Source organism: Rhizobium sp. R86522 (assembly GCF_042466255.1).
Lineage (GTDB): Bacteria > Pseudomonadota > Alphaproteobacteria > Rhizobiales > Rhizobiaceae > Allorhizobium.
In genome coordinates, this window is the sequence record NZ_JAXHBX010000001.1 from 4214162 (window position 1) to 4233970 (window position 19809).

Below are 19809 nucleotides of genomic sequence, written 5' to 3' on the forward strand. Positions count from 1 at the left end.
GCACGATGGAGCCGGTATCCGCTTCCGCCTCTCCGCTGGTCCTGCTTCTTGCCTGGAGCGTGGTCCTGCTGGTGGCGCATGTCCTCCTTCAGGGCATGCTGGCCACCAAGGAGCTGGGCACGGAGTGGAATGCCGGCCCGCGTGACGACAACAAGCAGCCGGCGAGCAAGCTCGCCGGGCGCGCCGCACGGGCGTCATCGAATTTCCGCGAGACCTATCCCGCCTTCGTGGCCCTTGCCGCTGGGTTGCTGTTCACCGGTGAGACCTCGGGCCTCGGCCTGACCGGTGCCATCGTCTGGTTTGTCGGGCGCATCGTCTATTATCCGCTCTACCTGGCAGGTATTCCCTATATCCGCTCGCTTGTCTGGACTGGCGCCACGGCCGGCCTCGGCTTGATGTTCCTCGCACTGGCGTTTTGAGGTGAGGCATGGGCGCGTCGTCGAGAGCAATGGTTCTTCTTGCCGCGCTCGCGCTGTCTGATGCGGCTATGGCCGCCGATTGCCGGATTGAAAAAGCCACCTACCGCGAAGCCGAAACCGGCGTCGAGCTGGTCTTTGCTGCTGCCAGCGGCGAGAATACGCCTGTTTCCCATGCGTTCAGCACCGAAATCGGCACTTTCAAGCTCGATGGTCACGTCATGTTCGATCCCGAGATCGAGCGTCCCATCGGCATGCTGATGAACAATTGCCCCGAGGGCGACGTGACTGGGGCAACGATTGCTGCCTGCACCGTCTGGAAGGGTATCGTCTACGGGATCGACGAGACGACCGGCCATGTCGACCTTCTACCGCCGGAAGGAGCCGACGCGCCCGATGCGCTTCTCCTGCCCGGCTTCGGCCCCTCCATCCTGTCGTCTGCCGTAGGCAAGGCGATGAACAGCGCGCCCTGGGATGTTTTCGAATTCAAGGGATGCGCCTCATGACCACCCGTCCCATCCTTCTCGTCACCGGCGGCAGTCGTGGCATCGGTGCTGCCGTCTGCCGAAAGGCCGCAACGCAGGGCTATGACCTGCTGGTGAACTATCGCTCGGACCAGACTGCTGCCGAGGCCGTTGCGGCCGATTGCCGAAAGCATGGCGCCAAGGCAGAGATCGTGCAGGGTGATACCGCCACCGAAGAGGGCATCGCCGCGATCTTCGCCGCCGCCGATCTCCTTGGACCGCTCCATGGTCTGGTCAACAATGCCGGCGTGGTCGACGTCACGGCGCGGGTCGAGGAATTCGACCGGGCGCGGCTCGACCGGATGTTTGCCGTCAACGTCATCGGCAAGATCCGGTGCGCCACGGAAGCGGTGAAGCGCATGTCGACGAAACACGGCGGGCAGGGTGGCGTGATCGTCAACATCTCGTCCATGGCCGCCGTGATCGGCAGTTCGGGCCAGTATGTCGACTATGCCGCCGCCAAGGCCGCCGTCGATACCTTTACTGTGGGCTTGTCCCGCGAAGTCGCGACAGAGGGCATCCGGGTCAATGCCATCAGGCCCGGGATCATCGATACCGAAATTCATGCATCCGGTGGATTGCCGGACAGGGCGCGCGATCTGGCGCCCATCGTTCCGATGCAAAGGCCCGGAACGGCCGACGAAGTGGCCGACAGCGTTCTTTATCTCCTCTCGCCTCAGGCATCCTATGTCACGGGTGCCCTCTTGAATGTCAGCGGCGGTCGGTAACCGTCGAAAACGAAGGAAGCTTCCCATGTCTTATGATGTCATCGTTATCGGCTCCGGCCCCGGCGGCTATGTCTGCGCCATCAAGGCGGCCCAGCTCGGCATGAAGGTTGCCGTGGTCGAAAAGCGCGCGACCTATGGCGGCACCTGCCTCAACATCGGCTGCATCCCCTCCAAGGCCCTGCTGCACGCCTCGGAAGTCTTCCACCACGCCGCCCATGGCATGGCCGATCTCGGTGTCGAAGTCGGTGCGCCGACATTGAACCTCGGCAAGATGATGGCGCACAAGGACGCGACCGTGAAGTCTAACGTCGAAGGCGTCGCTTTCCTGTTCAAGAAGAACAAGATCGACGGCATCCAGGGCACCGGCAAGATCCTTTCGGCCGGCAAGGTTGAAGTCACCAACGACGCCGGTGAAGTCCAGGTCCTGGAAACCAAAAACATCGTTATCGCGACCGGTTCCGACGTCGCCGGCATTCCGGGTGTTGCGGTCGAGATCGACGAAAAGGTGATCGTGTCCTCGACCGGCGGCATCGCGCTTGAAAAGGTCCCGGCTAAGATGATCGTCGTCGGCGGCGGTGTCATCGGCCTCGAGCTCGGCTCGGTCTGGTCGCGCCTTGGCGCCAAGGTCACCGTCATCGAGTATCTCGACACGATCCTCGGCGGCATGGACGGCGAAGTCTCCAAGCAGTTCCAGCGCATCCTTGCCAAGCAGGGCATGGAATTCAATCTCGGCGCCAAGGTTACCGGTGTCGTGAAGTCGGGTGAGGGTGCTAAGGTCACGTTCGAGCCGGTCAAGGGCGGCGAAGCCCAGACGCTCGACGCGGACGTCGTGCTCGTCGCCACCGGCCGCAAGCCCTACACGGCGGGTCTCGGCCTCGAAGAAGCGGGCGTTGCCCTCGACAACCGTGGTCGCGTCGAAATCGACGGCCACTATCGCACCAATGTCGCCGGCATCTTTGCGATCGGTGACGTGGTCAAGGGGCCGATGCTGGCTCACAAGGCCGAAGACGAAGGCGTGGCGCTTGCCGAAATCCTCGCTGGCCAGCATGGCCATGTGAACTACGAGGTCATCCCCGGCGTCGTCTACACCCAGCCGGAAGTCGCCTCCGTTGGCAAGACCGAGGAAGAGCTTAAGGCCGCAGGCGTTGCCTACAAGGTCGGCAAGTTCCCGTTCACGGCCAATGGCCGAGCGCGCGCCATGCAGGCCATGGACGGCTTTGTGAAGGTTCTGGCCGACAAGGACACGGACCGCGTGCTCGGCGTGCATATCATCGGTCTCGGCGCCGGCGAGATGATCCACGAAGCTGCCGTGCTGATGGAATTCGGAGGTTCCTCGGAGGATCTCGGTCGCACCTGCCACGCCCATCCGACCATGTCGGAAGCCGTCAAGGAAGCCGCACTCGCGACCTTCTTCAAGCCGCTGCATATGTGAGGCGGCCCGACCTGATATAGGTCAAATATTATATTTCGGTAAGGTTGAAGGTCGTCGCTTGTACCCCAGGCGGCGGCCTTTATCATGTGTGGTCAGTGCCTCCCTTTGCTCCTCCCGAAAGGCAAGACCATGGCCCATGTCGCACCCGCCTCCTATTCCATCCCGCAGAAGGCCCTTCACTGGCTGATGGCCCTGCTCATTCTCTTCAATCTCATCTTCTCTGATGCGATGGAGGAGGTGGCTGAAGCCTACGAACGCGGGGAGGTCCCTTCGCCTGAGGACCTGACCTTCGCCAATATCCATGCCTATGTCGGGATTGCCGTTCTGTGTCTCGGGCTTGTGCGCCTGGTGATCCGCTTCACCCGAGGGGCGCCGCCGGCGCCGGCTGAGGAGCCGCCGATCCTGGCAGTCGCTGCGAAGCTGGCGCATGGTACCTTCTATGCCTTGTTCTTCCTTATCCCGCTCAGTGGCATCGGCGCCTACTACTTCGGCAACGAAACCGCAGGCTTCGTGCATGGCGGCCCGCTGAAGAGCCTCATGTGGCTTTTGATCGCAGTGCACATCCTGGCGCTTCTGGTACACCAGTTCTACTGGAAGACGCCGGTTGCCACCCGCATGACGCGGGGGTGATCTCCAAGGAGGACAGGATGGGTGTTGTCGTCGAACAGCGTGTCGTGCTCCCGCATCCTGACCTTGCCAATGCCGACTGGGCCGACAGCTACAGTGTCCGCCTCGATCGAAACGATCTCGTTCCGATGGAGGTTGCGAGCGAGCTTATGGGGCGGGCGCCGCGCTGGGTCGGCGCTCTGCTCAAGATCCGGAACCTGATCGTCGGTCTCTTCGGCTTGAAATCAGCAGAGTTAGAGTTGACCGGTCAGGATCGCATCGGCGGCTTTCCGGTTCTGGCGCAGGATGAGCAGCATGTGCTGCTTGGCTTCAACGATAAGCATCTCGACTTCAGGATCATCGTCGCCGTGGAGCCGGAGGGCGCCGGGTATCAGCATGTGTCGCTGACGACGCTCGTCAAGCGGCACAATCTGTTCGGCCGGATCTACATCCTCTTCGTCACGCCGTTCCACAAGCTGATCGTGAAGACCTTCCTGAAGCGCTTTGCCGCTTCGAAAGACCCTAGCCGTCGATCCGCGTAACGGTGTAGCCCTGGCCGCGCAGCAATTCGACCAGACCTTCTTCGCCCGGCAGATGCAGCGCGCCGACGGCGATAAAGGCGTTTCCTTTTTCCAGGTGCTGCTTGCTACCTTCGGCCATGACCAGGTTGCGATCTCGGACGATGCGGGTCTCGAAGGCGGCATAGGCGCTTTCGTCTTCACCGGCGGCGGTGGGGGCGACGACTTTCAGCAAGGGCATGGTCATGCCGATGTCACCGGCGAGATAGAGCTCCGTCATGGTTTCAATGACGTCCTCCATCTTGTCGCCGAGTTCGATCGTTTCGATCAACGCCTTGAAATGAAAATCGACCGGTAGGTCGGCCATGGCTTCCAGTTGCTCGACCAGCGTTTCAAGGCCGGCAACCGGCTTGTCCGCAGCCACGGCATCTTCGGCGATCTTCTTGTCCAGGAAGGAGGCGCCGGCTGCCTTGCGGGAAAGTTCGCATGCCGGGAGCGCCACGAAGCTCGCCAGGATCCATGGCTTCATCTTGGCGACGGCGCCTAGCGCCAGGCCACGCTGCTTCAGCCCGGCTTCCAATCGCTGAAGTTCTTCAGCGTCAAGATGGTCCTTCACCGACTTGCCATCGGTAAACATTGTCAATTCGGGATGCATGAGCAGCGAAGCGGCGGCCTTCTGCTCGTTGAGGATCTCGTCTGATTCGATGACGACCACATCGGCGGCGGCAGCCGCTTCGCGGGCGCCGTTCGGCATGGTCAGAACGCGGGGATCGGTGACATGCATGGTGCCGAGCAGGTAGGAGGGCTGCAGGCCTGCCTTCTCAACCTTCCAGAAGATCCCCTGGCCATTCGGTATTTTGGCGGCTTCGGCGCGGATCTTCGCGAGCTCTTCCGGCTTTTCCTTTTCCATCGCCACGAGCAGGTTCTCGCCATGGCAGGCGACATCGGAAGCGCGCGCCGGGCTGACTGCAAGGAGGGTGGCGAGCAGGAGGACGACGAGGGCGAGCGGCAGCACGCCTGCGATCCAGAGACCGATTTCAGACGGCGAAAGGCGCGGCAGGTGCGGCCGCAGCGAGAAAAAGCGATGCGCGTTCATGTCGTCTCCTGTCAGAAGTCCGGAGAATAGAAGCGATCGCCCTCACGTTCGATTAAGGATCTTGGTTAACGCGGGTGCGATCGAGACACGTCAGGCGCGGGGATGGGCGCGATCGTAGATGTCCAAAAGCCGTGCGCTGTCGACACCGGTGTAGATCTGTGTGGTCGAGAGGCTCGCATGGCCGAGCAGCTCCTGGATCGTCCTCAAGTCGCCGCCGCTGCCGAGAAGATGGGTTGCGAAGGAGTGGCGCAGGGCATGGGGTGTGGCTGAATCCGGCAGGCCGAGGGCCGAGCGCAGCTTCTGCATCTCGCGCTGGATGATCGCCGGCTGAAGCGGGCCGCCCCGGGCGCCTCGGAAAAGCGGTGCGCCGGGTTCCAGATGATAGGGGCAGAGCTTGTAGTAGGTTTCCACCGCTTCCATCACCACGGGAAGCAGGGGCACCAGCCGCGTCTTGCCGCCCTTGCCGGTGATGCGCAGGCTGGTCGGGCGGCCCTGGAAAACGTCGGGTGTCAACCCCAATGCCTCCGAGATGCGCAGCCCGCAGCCGTAGAGCAGGGAAAGCACGGCCGCGTCGCGTGCCGCGATCCAGGGCTCCTCGTTCATCTGCGTATCGACAGCGACGACGGCTAAAGCCTGACGTCCACTCAGCGGCTTGGGCAGGGATTTCGGCTGTTTCGGCGAACGGATCGCACTCGCACCCGCTGCATTCACCAGGCCCTTGCGCTCCAGATGACGGAGGAAGGATCGCAGCCCGGCGAGATGCCTACCAAGCGAACGGGCACCGTCCCCCTCCTTGCGGCGATGAGCGAGGAAGCCGCGCAGGTCGGCCGGGCGCAAGTCCTTGATGTCCTCGATCTTCACGGTCCCGCCGACATGGGCGGAGAGGAATTGCAGGAATTGCCGCGTGTCGCGCTCATAGGCGTCCAGCGTGTTACCGGCCAGGCGACGCTCTGCCCCCAAGCTCTCCAGCCAGGCCGCACGTTCGCCGAGAAGTTTTTCGTCTGCCGGGATCAATTGGGCGCCTTTTGCGTTTTTGAGTGTTGACCACCCGGCTCACGATGGCGCGGGAGGGTTAACGAAAGACGAATATCGGGGCTGTCATGACCGGATCACAAATCGCTGCCAGAAACCCTCTGGAACTCTGGCGAGGTAAATGCTGATGCGCCGCTCTCCCGTCTCCACTTTCGCGAGCGTCACCGACACCCTGTCGCTCCTGTCTCACGGGCGCCCCGGACATATCGTCGACACGCTGATCGCCGAGCGCGGTCAGAAGCTCGTCGAGCATCCCCTTTGGCCCGTCATGCGACCCTTTCTTTATAGCGTGCTGCGCTATGACAAGGCGATCCAGTTCGCCAATGATGTCGCTAATCTTCCGGGTCCGCAGGTCTTTGACTACCTGAGCGCTGCGCTGCGTCTCGAGATCCAGGTGCGGCATGCCGACCGCATGCCCCCATCCGGCGGCTTCATCCTGGTCAGCAACCATCCGACGGGGATCGCCGACGGGGTGGCGATGTATGATCTGCTCAAGGATCGCCGTCCCGACATGACCTTCTATGCCAACCGCGATGCGGTCAGGGTCAATCCGCGTCTCGCCGAGATCATCATTCCGGTCGAATGGCGCGAGGAGCACAAGTCGAAGCTGAAGGCGCGGGAAACGCTGAAGCTCACCACGCGGGCCGTGGAAGAGGGCAGGGCGACCATCCTCTTTCCCTCGGGCCGCATCGCCTATTGGGACGAAGGCAAGCTGAACGAGCGGCCCTGGAAGACGTCTGCGATTTCGCTTGCGCGCAAATACAATCTGCCGATTCTGCCGGTGAACATGAAGGCGCGCAATTCCGGCCTGTTCTACTGGTTCGCCCGCTGGTCGACAGAACTGCGCGACATGACCGTCTTCTATGAGCTTCTCAACAAGCGCGGCGGTCGCTTCGATTTCACCGTCGGCAATCTGATTCCGGTCGAGGCTCTCGACGGCGATCCCGCCGAGGTGACCAAGGCGCTGGAAGACTTCACGGTCCATCGGCTGCCGGCCGATCCCGACCGCAGTTTCCGCTGATCTCTCCCCTTACATAAAGCCTGTTTTCTTTCCGATCCTCAGGGGGCAAGTTGCAGCCCGATGAAGGACGATTCGAAAAGCCTGTTCGGAGAACTGTTCGAAACACCGCGCCGCAAGGTGGTGCCGGTGCTCGTTCCCATGCCAGCACCAACGGCCTACAGCTACGCGGTGCCCGATGAGCTGACGGTGGAGCCGGGCGCGATCGTGCAGGTGCCGCTTGGGCCGCGACAGGTGATCGGTGTGGTCTGGGACGGCGGCGAGGACGCATCAGTCGATCCGAAGAAGCTCAGGGAAATCACCAAGGTCTTCGACTGCCCGCCGCTCGACCAGGACATGCGCATCTTCCTTGACTGGGTGGCGGCCTATACGCTTTCTCCACCCGGCTATGTGGCCCGCATGGCGCTTCGGGCACCGGCGGCCTTTGATCCGGAGCCGATGATCGAGGGCCTGCGTTATGCCGGTTATCAGCCGGAACGTCTGACGCCGGCGCGGCAGAAGGTGCTGGAAATGGCAGCGGATGGTCTCTCATGGACCAAGAGCGGGTTGGCCCATGCCAGCGGCGTCTCGACCAGCGTCATTGACGGTCTCGTCAAGCAGGGTGTGTTCGAACAGGTCTTCCTACCGCCGCCGCCGCTGGTCGCCGTGCCGGACCCCGACTACGCCGAAAATCGTCTTGCCGGTCCGCAAAAAGAAGCAGCCGAGGAGATCCTTGAGAGCTTGCGCAAGGGTGGCTTTGCCGTTTCCCTGATCGATGGCGTGACAGGCTCCGGCAAGACGGAGGTCTATTTCGAGGCGATTGCCGAGACACTGAAACAGGGCAAGCAGGTGCTGATCCTGCTGCCGGAAATCGCGCTCACCGCCAACTTCCTCGAGCGCTTCCAGGATCGCTTCGGCTCCAAGCCCGGGGAATGGCATTCGGATCTCGCGACGCGCACGCGCGAAAAGGTCTGGCGTCAGGTCGCGACCGGCGAGATCCGGGTTGTCGCCGGTGCGCGTTCGGCGCTCTTCCTGCCTTTCGAGAACCTTGGGCTCATCATCGTCGACGAAGAGCATGACCCCGCCTTCAAGCAGGAGGACCGCGTCTTCTATAACGCGCGGGACATGGCCGTCGTCCGGGCGCGCATCGCGGACTTCCCGGTCGTGCTCGTCTCGGCCACGCCGTCGGTTGAAAGTCAGGTGAACTGTATCGCCGGCCGCTATACCCGCATCCATCTGCCGACCCGCTTTGCCGATGCCGCGATGCCGGATCTGCACCTCATCGACATGCGGCGTGCGCCGCCCGAACGGGGCGGCTTTCTATCGCCGATCCTGTTGCGATCCGTTGGCAAGGCGGTGGAGCGCGGTGAACAGGCGCTGCTCTTCCTCAATCGGCGGGGATATGCGCCGCTGACCCTCTGCCGCGTCTGCGGTCACCGCTTCCAGTGCCCGCAATGTTCGAGCTGGCTTGTCGAGCATCGGTTCCGTGGCCAGATCCAGTGCCACCAGTGCGGCTATCATGAGCCGACGCCGAATGCCTGCCCGGAATGCGGGACACTCGATCATCTGGTCGCCTGCGGCCCGGGGGTCGAGCGCATCGCCGAAGAGGTGGAGAAACACTTTCCCGATGCGCGGACGCTGGTGCTCTCGTCGGATATCGGCGGGGTCAAGCGATTGCGGCTCGAACTCGAGGCGATCGCCAATGGCGAGGCCGACATCGTCATTGGTACGCAGCTCGTGGCGAAGGGGCATAATTTCCCGCTGATGACGCTGGTCGGCATCATCGATGCCGATATCGGTCTGTCGAATGGCGATCCGCGTGCTGCCGAACGGACATTCCAGCTGCTCTCGCAGGTGACGGGTCGTGCCGGCCGTACCGGGCGCAAGAGCCTTGGTCTGTTGCAGACGTTCCAGCCTCAGCATCCCGTCATGCAGGCGATCATCTCGGGTGATGCCGCCGCCTTCTATGAGCGCGAAATACTGGAGCGCGAGCGGGCGCAACTGCCGCCTTTCGGTCGTCTCGTTTCGATTATCGTCTCGGCCGATAGCCGCGCCGAGGCCGAGGGGCATGCGCGCGGGCTGCGACAGGCTGCGCCCCATGAAAGCGGCATCATGATCCTCGGTCCCGCCGAAGCGCCTCTTGCGCTCATCCGTGGTCGCCATCGCTTCCGACTGCTCGTCCATGGCCGCCGCAACAGCGACATGCAGGCCTTCGTCCGAAGCATGCTTGAGCGCGGGCCGAAAGAACGACGGTCGATCCAGGTGCAGGTGGATGTCGATCCGCAGAGCTTCCTTTGATACGATCGGGAAAGATTGCGTCGCATCACCTGCGAATTAGGGCTCGGAGCCATACCGCAGCCGCGCGTTTCGTGGCATAAGCCGCGCGGTTTGTTTCCAAGCGGGTTGATCCATGGAATTCTACTTTCCCATCGAACTCGGCGAGCAGCTCGCCTTTCTTGCGGCTTCTGTCGCAGCGCTCATCGGATGCTTTGTGCTCTTTGCCCCAGGCCTCACCCTGAAGGCGCTTGCGCTTGTTCCAGCAGAAGGCCGCCCGGAAGGGCTCGGAGCCGCGCGATCGATCGGCGGCTTGATCGTCGGCTTTGCCGGGACCGCGCTGCTGCTTGCCCAGCCGACCGTCTACTTGGCTTTCGGCGCCGCCGTCGGGCTTTCGGCCTTCGCCCGGGTCCTGTCCATCATGTCCGACCAGGGCAGCACCTGGCGCAACCTTCTCCTCCTGGTTGTGCAGGCGGTCATCGCTTCCCTCACCCTCGCCTATGTCTTTGGTCTGACTTGATCTTCGCTTTTCGAACGGGCTCAGCCGATATCTCGTCAATTTGACGCAGTTTCGGACAAAAAAAGCTCCAAGGCCTTGCTCTGAAGGATCAAACCGTTAATACGCGTGTTGCGAGTCTAGACCTGCTATGCTAGACGAACCGCGAAATTCGGAAAACGCAAGTGCAGCATGCTTGTGTTTTTGGGGAAAAACAAAACGATATCAGGAGCTTGAGAGGCCTCAATCGAGGTGTCCGGCCCCCTGGATCAAGATCAGGGAATTTTTTGCCCGTGGCAGACGCATCCCAAGTGATTTCAGGCGTGGCGGAGCGTTACGCATCGTCGCTTTTCGAGCTTGCGCTCGAAGCCGGCGTGCTTGACGCCGTCGCCGCCGATCTCAACCGTTTCCAGGCGATGATCGACGAAAGCGCCGATCTGAAGCGCCTGGTACAGTCGCCCGTCTTCACGGCCGAAGACCAGGTCAAGGCTATCAGCGCGATCGGCGAAAAGGCCGGTTTCAACGCGCTGGTGTTGAACTTCCTGAAGGTCGTTGCAAGCAATCGTCGCCTGTTTGCCGTTCCCGGCATGGTGGCTGCCTATCGCCAGATCCTCGCCCGTCACAAGGGTGAGATGACGGCTGACGTCACGTCTGCTCATGCCCTTTCGGCAGAGCAGGAAACCGAACTGAAAGCGGCGCTGAAGGGCGTTACCGGCAAGGAAGTTTCGATCTCCGTCACGGTCGATCCGTCTTTGCTCGGCGGCCTGATCGTCAAGATCGGCTCCCGCCAGATCGACACGTCCCTTCGCGCCAAACTTTCCACCCTTAAGCTTGCACTGAAAGAGGTTGGCTGATGGATATCCGCGCCGCGGAAATTTCCGCAATTCTTAAAGATCAAATCAAGAACTTCGGCAAAGAGGCAGAAGTCTCTGAAGTTGGCCAGGTTCTGTCCGTCGGTGACGGTATCGCCCGCGTCTACGGCCTCGACAACGTTCAGGCCGGCGAAATGGTCGAGTTCCCGGGCGGCATCCGCGGCATGGCGCTCAACCTCGAAGCCGACAACGTCGGTGTGGTTATCTTCGGTGCCGACCGCGGCATCAAGGAAGGCGACATCGTCAAGCGGACCGGCGCCATCGTAGACGTTCCGGTTGGTCCGGAACTGCTCGGCCGCGTCGTTGACGCTCTCGGCAACCCGATCGACGGCAAGGGCCCGATCAACGCGACCCGCCGTTCGCGCGTCGACGTGAAGGCTCCGGGCATCATCCCGCGCAAGTCGGTTCATGAGCCGATGTCGACCGGCCTCAAGGCCATCGACGCCCTCATCCCGGTTGGCCGTGGCCAGCGCGAGCTCGTCATCGGTGACCGTCAGACCGGCAAGACCGCGATCATTCTGGACACCTTCCTGAACCAGAAGCCGATCCACGACAATGGCCCTGATAACGACAAGCTCTACTGCGTCTACGTCGCTGTTGGCCAGAAGCGTTCGACCGTCGCCCAGTTCGTCAAGATCCTCGAAGAGCGCGGCGCCCTCCAGTACTCGATCATCATCGCCGCCACCGCTTCGGACCCGGCTCCGATGCAGTATCTCGCACCGTTCGCCGGCTGCGCCATGGGCGAATACTTCCGTGACAACGGCCAGCACGCCCTGATCGCTTACGACGACCTGTCGAAGCAGGCCGTTGCCTACCGTCAGATGTCGCTCCTGCTGCGTCGCCCTCCGGGCCGCGAAGCTTACCCGGGCGACGTTTTCTATCTCCACTCCCGTCTGCTCGAGCGCGCTGCCAAGATGGGCGACGCTGCCGGTGCCGGCTCGCTGACCGCTCTGCCGGTTATCGAAACCCAGGGTAACGACGTTTCGGCCTTCATTCCGACCAACGTTATCTCGATCACCGACGGTCAGATCTTCCTTGAAACCGACCTGTTCTATCAGGGCATTCGTCCGGCCGTTAACGTCGGTCTGTCGGTTTCGCGCGTTGGTTCTGCCGCGCAGATCAAGGCGATGAAGCAGGTTGCCGGCTCGATCAAGGGTGAGCTCGCCCAGTATCGCGAAATGGCCGCCTTCGCCCAGTTCGGTTCCGACCTCGACGCCGCCACCCAGCGCCTGCTGAACCGTGGTGCCCGTCTGACGGAACTCCTGAAGCAGGCTCAGTTCTCTCCGCTCAAGACGGAAGAGCAGGTTGCTGTGATCTTCGCTGGCGTGAACGGCTACCTCGATAAGGTTCCGGTCAACCAGGTTGGCAAGTTCGAACAGGGTCTCCTCTCCTACCTCCACTCGGAAGGCAAGGCGATCCTGGACGCGATCCGCACCGACAAGGCGATCAGCGACGACACCAAGGGCAAGCTCAAGGCCGCCCTCGATAGCTTCGCGAAGAACTTCGCCTAATTCAGGCTCAAGCCAAGGACGGATAACGGATGCCTTCACTAAAGGATCTGAAAAACCGGATCGCCTCCGTCAAGGCGACGCAGAAGATCACCAAGGCGATGAAAATGGTCGCCGCGGCGAAGCTGCGTCGTGCGCAGGAAGCGGCCGAGGCTGCTCGCCCGTACTCGCAGCGCATGGGTGTCGTCCTGGCCAACATCGCGCAAGCCGTGGGTTCGGACGACAGCGCACCCCGCCTGATGACCGGCACCGGCAAGGACGACGTGCATCTGCTCGTCGTCTGCACTGCCGAGCGTGGTCTGTGCGGCGGTTTCAACTCGTCGATCGCCCGTTTCGCCCGTGACCATGCGCGCAAGCTCCTGGCTCAGGGCAAGACGGTCAAGATTTTCTGCGTCGGCAAGAAGGGCTACGACAGCCTGCGCCGCGAGTTCGCCGGCCTGATCGTCGAACGTACGGATCTGCGCGAAGTGAAGCGTGTCGGCTTCACCAATGCGGATGCCATCGGTCGCAAGGTCATCGGCATGTTCGACCGCGGCGAATTCGATGTCTGCACGCTGTTCTATTCCGAGTTCAAGTCGGTGATCAGCCAGATCCCGACCGCCCAGCAGATCATCCCGGCCGCTCCGGCCGAGGCTGCTCCGCAGGGTGGTGCATCGGCACTCTACGAATACGAGCCGGACGCGGCCGGGATTCTCGAAGATCTCATCCCGCGCAATATCTCGGTTCAGATTTTCCGGGCCCTGCTCGAAAACGTCGCGGGTGAAATGGGCGCCAAGATGAGCGCCATGGACAATGCGACACGCAATGCCGGTGAGATGATCAACAAGCTGACACTTTCCTACAACCGTCAGCGTCAGGCACAGATCACCAAGGAACTCATTGAAATCATTTCGGGCGCGGAAGCGCTCTGAGGTTAAGGAAAGAGGGTAAGATACATGGCTAAGGCAGCTACCCCCAAGTCTAAGGCGGTGAAGTCCGCAGCTGGTGCTCTCGGCAAGGTTACGCAGGTCATCGGCGCCGTCGTCGACGTCGCATTCGAAGGCGAACTGCCCCCGATCCTGAATGCGCTGGAAACCGATAACGGCGGCAACCGCCTCGTTCTCGAAGTCGCGCAGCACCTCGGCGAAAACCAGGTCCGCACGATCGCCATGGACTCGACTGAAGGTCTCGTCCGCGGCCAGCCGGTCAGCGACACGGGCGCTCCGATCACCGTTCCGGTTGGTCCGGAAACGCTCGGCCGCATCATGAACGTCATCGGCGAGCCGGTTGACGAAGCCGGTCCGCTCGTAACCGAAGGCCGTCGTTCGATCCACCAGGAAGCGCCTGCTTACGTCGAACAGTCGACGGAATCGCAGATCCTCGTCACCGGCATCAAGGTCGTCGACCTGCTCGCACCTTACGCCAAGGGCGGCAAGATCGGCCTGTTCGGCGGCGCCGGCGTTGGCAAGACCGTTCTGATCATGGAACTGATCAACAACGTTGCGAAGGCACACGGCGGTTACTCCGTGTTTGCAGGCGTGGGTGAACGTACCCGCGAAGGCAACGACCTTTACCACGAGATGATCGAGTCCGGCGTTAACAAGCACGGCGGCGGCGAAGGCTCCAAGGCTGCGCTCGTATACGGCCAGATGAACGAACCGCCGGGCGCCCGCGCTCGCGTTGCTCTCACCGGTCTGACGATCGCTGAAGACTTCCGCGACAAGGGCCAGGACGTTCTGTTCTTCGTCGACAACATCTTCCGCTTCACCCAGGCAGGTTCCGAAGTGTCGGCTCTGCTCGGCCGTATCCCGTCGGCCGTTGGTTATCAGCCGACGCTTGCTACCGACATGGGTCAGATGCAGGAACGCATCACCACCACGACCAAGGGGTCGATCACCTCGGTTCAGGCCATTTACGTTCCCGCCGACGACTTGACCGACCCGGCTCCGGCCACTTCGTTCGCCCACCTGGACGCAACGACGGTTCTGTCGCGCTCGATCGCCGAAAAGGGTATCTACCCGGCCGTTGACCCGCTCGACTCGACCTCGCGCATGCTCGACCCGCTGGTTGTTGGCGAAGAGCACTACGAGATCGCTCGTAAGGTTCAGACGACGCTGCAGCGCTACAAGTCGCTTCAGGACATCATCGCCATCCTCGGCATGGACGAACTGTCCGAAGAGGACAAGATGACGGTTGCCCGCGCCCGTAAGATCGAGCGCTTCCTGTCGCAGCCGTTCTTCGTTGCTGAAATCTTCACCGGTTCGCCGGGCAAGCTGGTGGCACTCGAAGATACGATCAAGGGCTTCAAGGGCCTGGTCAACGGCGACTACGACCACCTGCCGGAAGCAGCCTTCTACATGGTCGGCTCGATCGACGAAGCCATTGAGAAGGCCAAGCGCCTGGCTGCCGAAGCTGCCTAAGTACAGGGACTCCCGGCACGCGGGATGACCCGCGTGCCGCTCCATCCTTCATCAGAGAAGTGAACGACCATGGCCGACAATTTCAACTTTGAGCTCGTTTCGCCCGAGCGTCTTCTGCTCTCCGAACAGGTGATCGAAGTCGTCATTCCGGCAACGGAAGGCGAAATGACCGTCATGGCCAATCATGCGCCGACCATGACGACCATCAAGCCGGGCGTCGTGACTGTGAAGCTCGCTTCCGGTCAGGTGTCCAAGTATGTGGTCTTCGGTGGTTTCGCCGACGTCCTGCCGACCGGCTGCACACTGCTTGCCGAATCCGCCGTTCCGCTTTCGGAAATCTCGCCCGACACGCTGACCAAGCGCATCGACGAGGCCCGCAAGGAACTGGAAGGTGTCGAGCATCACGAGCATCGCACTAAGCTTGAGCAGTATCTCGCCGAGCTCACCAACCTGAACGGCGTTCTCGTCGCCGCCTGATCGGCTGCTGACAGCTGACAAAGATCGAAGCCGGGCCTTGCGCCCGGCTTTTTTCATGCCCTGATGTCAGGCGGAGACAGCGTCTTCCAGGATCATGGCCGCACCCTTCTCCGCGACCATCATGGTCGGAGCGTTGATATTGCCGGCGGTAATGTTGGGGAAGATAGAGGCGTCGACGATGCGCAGGCCCTGGACACCATGGACACTGAGGCGGGTATCCACCACAGTCTCGTGTGGATCTGTTCCCATCGCGCAGGTGCCGCACAAGTGGTAGATCGAGCCGCTGTTGAGCCTGAAGTAGTCGAGCAGCTTGTCATCGGTATCGGCAGCCTTGGAGGGCGACACTTCCTCCTCCACCCAACCATCGAGCGCCCGCGCGTCCGCGATGCGGCGCATCAGACGGCTCCCTTGCAAGACTTCCTCTATATCGCGATCGGTCGAGAGATAGTTTGGTCGAATCAGCGGCGCTTCCGATGCGTCTGGCGAGGCGATGGTCACGGTCCCCTTGCTTGTCGGACGGCAGGCGTTGAAGGCGATCAGAAAGCCCGGATAGGGCTCCGGTGTTAGGCCCGCGCGCGGGTTGTCCGGAATGCGATAGGAGAGCGGGTTGAAATAGACCTGGATATTGGGCCGCGCCTCATCCGGCGATCCTCGGAAGAAGCCGCCGGCCTGGTTGACGCTCATCGCAAAGGGACCGCTGCGCTTCAACAGCCACATCAGGCCGAAGCGCGCCTGGCCGATCAGGCTGGCGAAATCGCCGTTCAGCGTCGGCTGTTTCGAACGGTAGTAGAAACTGGCGCAGAGATGGTCCTGGAGGTTCCGCCCGACGGCCGGCAGATGTTTGCGCGTCTCGATGCCCTGGGCAAACAGCGTTGCTCCATCGCCGAAACCTGAAAGCTGCATCAGCTTCGGTGTGTCGACGGCCCCTGCCGCCAGGATCACCTCGCGGCGGGCGCTGAAGCTACGCAGCCGGCCATGCTGCATGACCTCGATGCCCGACACCCTGCCGTCCGTCTCGACTAGCAGACGCCTTGCATGGGCCTCGCGCTCGATCGTCAGGTTTGATCGTTTGAGCGCCGGGCGCAGATATTCGGCGCTGGAATGCGAACGCTGGCCGCGCCTTGTATTGACGTCGTAGACGCCGGCCCCTTCAAGCGTCTCGCCGTTGAAATCCTCGTTGAGCGGGATGTCGAGCTCGTTACAGGCATCGAGGAACGCGTCACTCACCGGATGCGTGGCGCCACGCATCGGTGTCACATGGATCGGGCCGCTTCCGCCATGCCAGCGGCTTTCGCCACGGGCATGGGTTTCCAGCTTCCGGAAGAAAGGCAGCACGTCATCGAAGCCCCAGCCGGGATTGCCGGCGGCCCGCCAGTCGTCGAAATCCTCTGCCGCACCCCGCACGAAAACCATCGCATTGATCGAGCCGGAGCCGCCCTGCACCTTGCCGCGCGGAGCATAAATGCGCCGACCGCCGAGGTTTGCCTCCGGCTCCGTGCGGTACATCCAGTTGACCTTGGGATTGTAGTAGCTCTTGGCGTAACCGACCGGGATCTTGAACCAGAAGGACTTGTCCTCGCCACCGGCCTCGATGAGCAGCACCGAATGGCGGCCGCTTTCGCTCAGGCGGCTGGCCACGATGCAGCCTGCCGAGCCTGCACCGACCACGATGAAATCGAAGATCATGGGATATCCTCAGCCCTTGGCCGGTGCGAAGGCTTTCACGTCTGCATGCTCCGCTGCCATCTGCAGATGCAGCCGGTCGCCGGTATAGGGCGTGTGCCTCGCGATGACCTCGTGGTTCAACTCGATGCCGAGACCCGGCTCGCGCGAGGGGATGAGGTAGCCGTCGTCGAAGCCGAGCTTTGTCTTCAGCACCTCGGCGTGGAAGCCGCCGAAATCCATGATCGCCTCATGGATGAGGAAGTTCGGGCAGGTTACCGCAAGCTGGATCGACGCCGCCGCTCCGACCGGGCCGTTGTAGAGATGCGGCGCGATCTGCGCATAAAAGGACTCGGCCATCCCGGCGATCTTCTTCGCCTCCAGCAAGCCGCCGACGCGAGCGACATTCATCTGCAGGATGGAGGCAGAGCCAAGCTGCAATACCCTCTGGAATTCGTATTTCGTCGTCAGGCGCTCGCCCGTCGACACGGGAATGGAGGTCGCGCGGGCGACTTCCGCCATCGCGGCCTCTTGGCCCGGCGGCACAGGCTCCTCGAACCACAGTGGATCGTATTTCTCCAACCGTTTGGCCAGCCGAATGGCGGAAGAGGGGACCATCTGGCCATGGGTGCCGAAGAGAATATCTGCGCGATTGCCGATGGCATCGCGGATCTTCTGGCAAAACTCTTCGCAGCGGTCCATGACCGGCAGCGACAGCTGATGACCGGAATAATTGGTGTAGGGGCCTGCCGGATCGAATTTCAGCCCGGTGAAACCAGCTTCGACCATGCGGATCGCCTCTTCGGCGGCGAGATCCGGATCGTTGTAGTCATACTCCCCGGCTGAATTCTTCGGATAGAGATAGGTGTAAGCGCGCAGCTTCTCGTGCACCGTGCCGCCGAGCAGATCGGCCACCGGTCGTCCCGCCGCCTTGCCGATGATGTCCCAGCAGGCGATTTCAAGGCCCGAGATAATGCCGACCATGGTCGGGTCGGGTCGCTGGGTAAAACCACTTGAATAGGCCGCGCGCCAGAAGCGTTCGATCTGGTGAGGGGCATGGCCCTCGAGATAGCGGGTGAAGACGTCTTCGACCAGCACGGCGATGCCGGACGGATGAAAGGCGGTCGAATAGATCTCACCGACGCCCGTGATGCCGCAGGCCGTCTCTAGCTCAACGAAGATCCAGTACATGCCGCCGATATGCGGCGCGGGCGTTGCGACAACATGTGTCTTGAGCGAAGCGACTTTCATGGATGCCCCCGATGAAGAATTCTTGAGCCGGCTAATCGGCGATCAGTGCTTGAGGATGACGAGGCGAGTCTGGGAGAATTCCAGCATGCCGTGTTTGCCGTCGTCACCGCCAAGGCCGGAGCGCTTCCAGCCGGCGTGGTAGCCCTGGTAGGGATCGGCCGGGAAGCGGTTGATATAGAGTTCACCTGCCTCGATCTCGTTCGCGGCCTTCATCACCTTGCGGTAGTTCTCGGTGAAGACGACGGATGCGAGGCCGAACTGGTGGTCGCTTGCCATGTCCAATGCCGCGTCGAAATCGGTATAGGGGATGACCGCGAGCACCGGGCCGAAGACTTCCTCCTGGACGATCTCCATGTCCTGGCGGCAGTCGGAGAGCAGTGTCGGCGGATAGAAATAGCCGTCGCCTGCGGGCAGGAAGCCACCCGTCTCGATCACCGCGCCATCGGCCTTGGCCCGTTCGACCATGTGATGGACACGCAGGCGGGCTGCGGCATTGGCAAGCGGTCCCATGCGGGTCGGGTCCTCGGCGCGGTCGCCATAGTGGCGGCGTTCGAAGGCGTCCTTGAGCTTGACTAGAAGCGTGCCATGCACGGAGGCATGCACGTAAAGCCGCTCGACGGAGGTGCAGACCTGGCCGCAATGGGCCGTCTTGGCGGCCAGCACGCTTTTCGTCACCACGTCGAGATCGGCATCCGGCTCGATGATGACAGGCGTCTTGCCGCCGAGTTCCAGTGAGGGCTTGGCGATGTTGGCCTTGCAGTATTCCAGAACCGTCTGACCGGCGGCAACGCTGCCGGTCAGGGTGATCATGCCGACCTCACGGCGCGTCGCCATCACCTGGGCCACCTCGTGGCTCATGGCCATGATGCTGACGAGGCCTGCGGGAAGGTCTGCTTCCTTGATCGCTTCGGCGAAGACGAAGGCCGATGTCGGCGTGTTGTTGCTCGGGCGCACGACCACGGCATTGCCGGTGATCAGAGCCGGCGCGATCTTGCGGACGAGCGTGTAGATCGGGAAGTTGAAGGGGATCAGGCAGGCGACGACGCCGATCGGTGCACGCTTCAGCATCAGCGTTTCATCCGGCGTATCGCTCTCGATCACCTCGCCCTCGACGCGGCGCGCCCATTCGGCATGGTAGCGCATCAGCTCAACACCGTAGCCGGTTTCGGCCACGGCATCGTCAAGGCTCTTGCCGGATTCCTGCGCCAGTGCTGCGCCGATCTTTTGCTGATGGCGCTCGATGGCATCGGCGAGCCGGCGGAGTGCATTGCCGCGCTCGATGGCCGGCAGGCGGCCCCAGGGTTTCTGGGCAACAGCGGCAGCGTCCGCCGCCTCGATGACATCGGCTTCGGTCGCCGAGGTGACCGACGCAAAGACCCGACCATTGGCGGGGTTCTTCACCTCGATCGTCTGGCGTGGCCCCGTCTCGCGAAACGATCCGGCAATGAAGTTCTGGAAGGTAGACATGGCAGGCACTCCGACAACGGACAGTCTGCCCAAGTAGGAAGTCGAGCCTGCTGC

19 protein-coding genes are annotated in these 19809 nt (G+C 62.1%); 14 read left to right on the plus strand and 5 right to left on the minus strand.

From position 1 onward, the window contains the following. The first annotated feature begins 5 nt into the window (after window positions 1-5). From SJY08_RS20355 to SJY08_RS20380, 6 genes are all read left to right on the plus strand, one after another. Entirely contained in the window at window positions 6-419 is a 414-nt protein-coding gene (locus tag SJY08_RS20355; RefSeq protein ID WP_153763207.1) for an MAPEG family protein, read from the plus strand. Window positions 420-448: 29 nt separating this feature from the next. Beyond that, a complete protein-coding gene (locus SJY08_RS20360) occupies window positions 449-922 on the plus strand; it encodes a hypothetical protein (RefSeq protein WP_377277895.1) in 474 nt (157 codons plus the stop codon). After that, window positions 919-1668 carry an SDR family oxidoreductase gene (locus SJY08_RS20365; RefSeq protein WP_377277897.1) on the plus strand — a complete coding sequence of 250 codons (750 nt, stop codon included), beginning with the start codon at window positions 919-921 and terminating at the stop codon, window positions 1666-1668. Before SJY08_RS20360 ends, SJY08_RS20365 begins: the two co-directional genes overlap by 4 nt. Before the next feature lie 25 nt (window positions 1669-1693). After that, a complete protein-coding gene (gene lpdA / locus SJY08_RS20370) occupies window positions 1694-3100 on the plus strand; it encodes a dihydrolipoyl dehydrogenase (RefSeq protein WP_069042878.1) in 1407 nt (468 codons plus the stop codon). 129 nt (window positions 3101-3229) lie between these two features. After that, a complete protein-coding gene (locus SJY08_RS20375; protein ID WP_069042879.1) occupies window positions 3230-3730 on the plus strand; it encodes a cytochrome b in 501 nt (166 codons plus the stop codon). Window positions 3731-3747: 17 nt separating this feature from the next. Continuing rightward, window positions 3748-4248 (plus strand): DUF2867 domain-containing protein, encoded by a 501-nt coding sequence (locus SJY08_RS20380; protein ID WP_377277900.1) that lies wholly within the window; start codon window positions 3748-3750, stop codon window positions 4246-4248. On the opposite strand, the gene SJY08_RS20385 is transcribed toward SJY08_RS20380, so the two are convergent. Together SJY08_RS20385 and SJY08_RS20390 are read right to left on the minus strand one after the other, a co-directional pair. Continuing rightward, window positions 4229-5320 carry a TraB/GumN family protein gene (locus SJY08_RS20385; protein ID WP_377277902.1) on the minus strand — a complete coding sequence of 364 codons (1092 nt, stop codon included), beginning with the start codon at window positions 5318-5320 and terminating at the stop codon, window positions 4229-4231. The two genes, SJY08_RS20380 and SJY08_RS20385, sit on opposite strands and share 20 nt — an antisense overlap. 90 nt (window positions 5321-5410) lie before the next feature. Beyond that, entirely contained in the window at window positions 5411-6334 is a 924-nt protein-coding gene (locus SJY08_RS20390; protein WP_377277903.1) for a tyrosine recombinase XerC, read from the minus strand. Between the two features lie 139 nt (window positions 6335-6473). Between SJY08_RS20390 and SJY08_RS20395 the strand changes: the two genes are divergently transcribed. From SJY08_RS20395 to SJY08_RS20430, 8 genes are all read left to right on the plus strand, one after another. Further along, a complete protein-coding gene (locus SJY08_RS20395) occupies window positions 6474-7373 on the plus strand; it encodes a GNAT family N-acetyltransferase (protein WP_377277904.1) in 900 nt (299 codons plus the stop codon). Between the two features lie 60 nt (window positions 7374-7433). Next, a complete protein-coding gene (locus tag SJY08_RS20400) occupies window positions 7434-9647 on the plus strand; it encodes a primosomal protein N' (protein ID WP_377277905.1) in 2214 nt (737 codons plus the stop codon). A 112-nt stretch (window positions 9648-9759) separates the two neighbouring features. Next, complete coding sequence (locus tag SJY08_RS20405; protein WP_153763197.1) at window positions 9760-10143, plus strand: DUF4345 domain-containing protein; 384 nt, start codon at window positions 9760-9762, stop codon at window positions 10141-10143. A 263-nt stretch (window positions 10144-10406) separates the two neighbouring features. Beyond that, window positions 10407-10973 carry a F0F1 ATP synthase subunit delta gene (locus tag SJY08_RS20410; protein WP_377277907.1) on the plus strand — a complete coding sequence of 189 codons (567 nt, stop codon included), beginning with the start codon at window positions 10407-10409 and terminating at the stop codon, window positions 10971-10973. Continuing rightward, window positions 10973-12502 carry a F0F1 ATP synthase subunit alpha gene (gene atpA / locus SJY08_RS20415; protein ID WP_006724478.1) on the plus strand — a complete coding sequence of 510 codons (1530 nt, stop codon included), beginning with the start codon at window positions 10973-10975 and terminating at the stop codon, window positions 12500-12502. The genes SJY08_RS20410 and atpA overlap by 1 nt, the downstream gene beginning before the upstream one ends. A 29-nt stretch (window positions 12503-12531) precedes the next feature. Then, the gene (locus SJY08_RS20420) at window positions 12532-13410 is read left to right on the plus strand and encodes a F0F1 ATP synthase subunit gamma (protein ID WP_006724479.1); all 879 of its coding nucleotides are present in this window, start codon (window positions 12532-12534) and stop codon (window positions 13408-13410) included. Between the two features lie 24 nt (window positions 13411-13434). After that, the gene (atpD, locus tag SJY08_RS20425; protein ID WP_377277910.1) at window positions 13435-14898 is read left to right on the plus strand and encodes a F0F1 ATP synthase subunit beta; all 1464 of its coding nucleotides are present in this window, start codon (window positions 13435-13437) and stop codon (window positions 14896-14898) included. Between the two features lie 69 nt (window positions 14899-14967). Further along, a complete protein-coding gene (locus SJY08_RS20430) occupies window positions 14968-15375 on the plus strand; it encodes a F0F1 ATP synthase subunit epsilon (RefSeq protein WP_148166079.1) in 408 nt (135 codons plus the stop codon). Between the two features lie 66 nt (window positions 15376-15441). Here SJY08_RS20430 and SJY08_RS20435 read toward each other — a convergent pair whose 3' ends face one another. Genes SJY08_RS20435 through aldA form a run of 3 tightly spaced genes read right to left on the minus strand, consistent with a single transcriptional unit; the run spans window position 15442 to window position 19755 of the window. Continuing rightward, window positions 15442-17061, minus strand: a complete 1620-nt coding sequence (locus SJY08_RS20435; RefSeq protein ID WP_377277912.1) for a GMC family oxidoreductase — start codon at window positions 17059-17061, stop codon at window positions 15442-15444. Window positions 17062-17070: 9 nt separating this feature from the next. After that, window positions 17071-18288, minus strand: coding sequence for a mandelate racemase/muconate lactonizing enzyme family protein (locus SJY08_RS20440; protein WP_377277914.1), 1218 nt, complete (start codon window positions 18286-18288; stop codon window positions 17071-17073). A gap of 42 nt (window positions 18289-18330) precedes the next feature. After that, complete coding sequence (gene aldA, locus SJY08_RS20445) at window positions 18331-19755, minus strand: aldehyde dehydrogenase (protein ID WP_377277916.1); 1425 nt, start codon at window positions 19753-19755, stop codon at window positions 18331-18333. Window positions 19756-19809: the final 54 nt, after the last annotated feature.

What these genes read in the sequence shown, in the direction of transcription:
- SJY08_RS20355 (WP_153763207.1), top strand. Translation starts at nt 6, where the DNA reads ATGGAGCCGGTATCCGCTTCCGCCTCTCCGCTGGTCCTGCTTCTTGCC.
- SJY08_RS20360 (WP_377277895.1), top strand. Translation starts at nt 449, where the DNA reads ATGGTTCTTCTTGCCGCGCTCGCGCTGTCTGATGCGGCTATGGCCGCC.
- SJY08_RS20365 (WP_377277897.1), top strand. Translation starts at nt 919, where the DNA reads ATGACCACCCGTCCCATCCTTCTCGTCACCGGCGGCAGTCGTGGCATC.
- lpdA (WP_069042878.1), top strand. Translation starts at nt 1,694, where the DNA reads ATGTCTTATGATGTCATCGTTATCGGCTCCGGCCCCGGCGGCTATGTC.
- SJY08_RS20375 (WP_069042879.1), top strand. Translation starts at nt 3,230, where the DNA reads ATGGCCCATGTCGCACCCGCCTCCTATTCCATCCCGCAGAAGGCCCTT.
- SJY08_RS20380 (WP_377277900.1), top strand. Translation starts at nt 3,748, where the DNA reads ATGGGTGTTGTCGTCGAACAGCGTGTCGTGCTCCCGCATCCTGACCTT.
- SJY08_RS20385 (WP_377277902.1), bottom strand. Translation starts at nt 5,320, where the DNA reads ATGAACGCGCATCGCTTTTTCTCGCTGCGGCCGCACCTGCCGCGCCTT.
- SJY08_RS20395 (WP_377277904.1), top strand. Translation starts at nt 6,474, where the DNA reads ATGCTGATGCGCCGCTCTCCCGTCTCCACTTTCGCGAGCGTCACCGAC.
- SJY08_RS20400 (WP_377277905.1), top strand. Translation starts at nt 7,434, where the DNA reads ATGAAGGACGATTCGAAAAGCCTGTTCGGAGAACTGTTCGAAACACCG.
- SJY08_RS20405 (WP_153763197.1), top strand. Translation starts at nt 9,760, where the DNA reads ATGGAATTCTACTTTCCCATCGAACTCGGCGAGCAGCTCGCCTTTCTT.
- atpA (WP_006724478.1), top strand. Translation starts at nt 10,973, where the DNA reads ATGGATATCCGCGCCGCGGAAATTTCCGCAATTCTTAAAGATCAAATC.
- SJY08_RS20420 (WP_006724479.1), top strand. Translation starts at nt 12,532, where the DNA reads ATGCCTTCACTAAAGGATCTGAAAAACCGGATCGCCTCCGTCAAGGCG.
- atpD (WP_377277910.1), top strand. Translation starts at nt 13,435, where the DNA reads ATGGCTAAGGCAGCTACCCCCAAGTCTAAGGCGGTGAAGTCCGCAGCT.
- SJY08_RS20430 (WP_148166079.1), top strand. Translation starts at nt 14,968, where the DNA reads ATGGCCGACAATTTCAACTTTGAGCTCGTTTCGCCCGAGCGTCTTCTG.
- SJY08_RS20435 (WP_377277912.1), bottom strand. Translation starts at nt 17,061, where the DNA reads ATGATCTTCGATTTCATCGTGGTCGGTGCAGGCTCGGCAGGCTGCATC.
- SJY08_RS20440 (WP_377277914.1), bottom strand. Translation starts at nt 18,288, where the DNA reads ATGAAAGTCGCTTCGCTCAAGACACATGTTGTCGCAACGCCCGCGCCG.
- aldA (WP_377277916.1), bottom strand. Translation starts at nt 19,755, where the DNA reads ATGTCTACCTTCCAGAACTTCATTGCCGGATCGTTTCGCGAGACGGGG.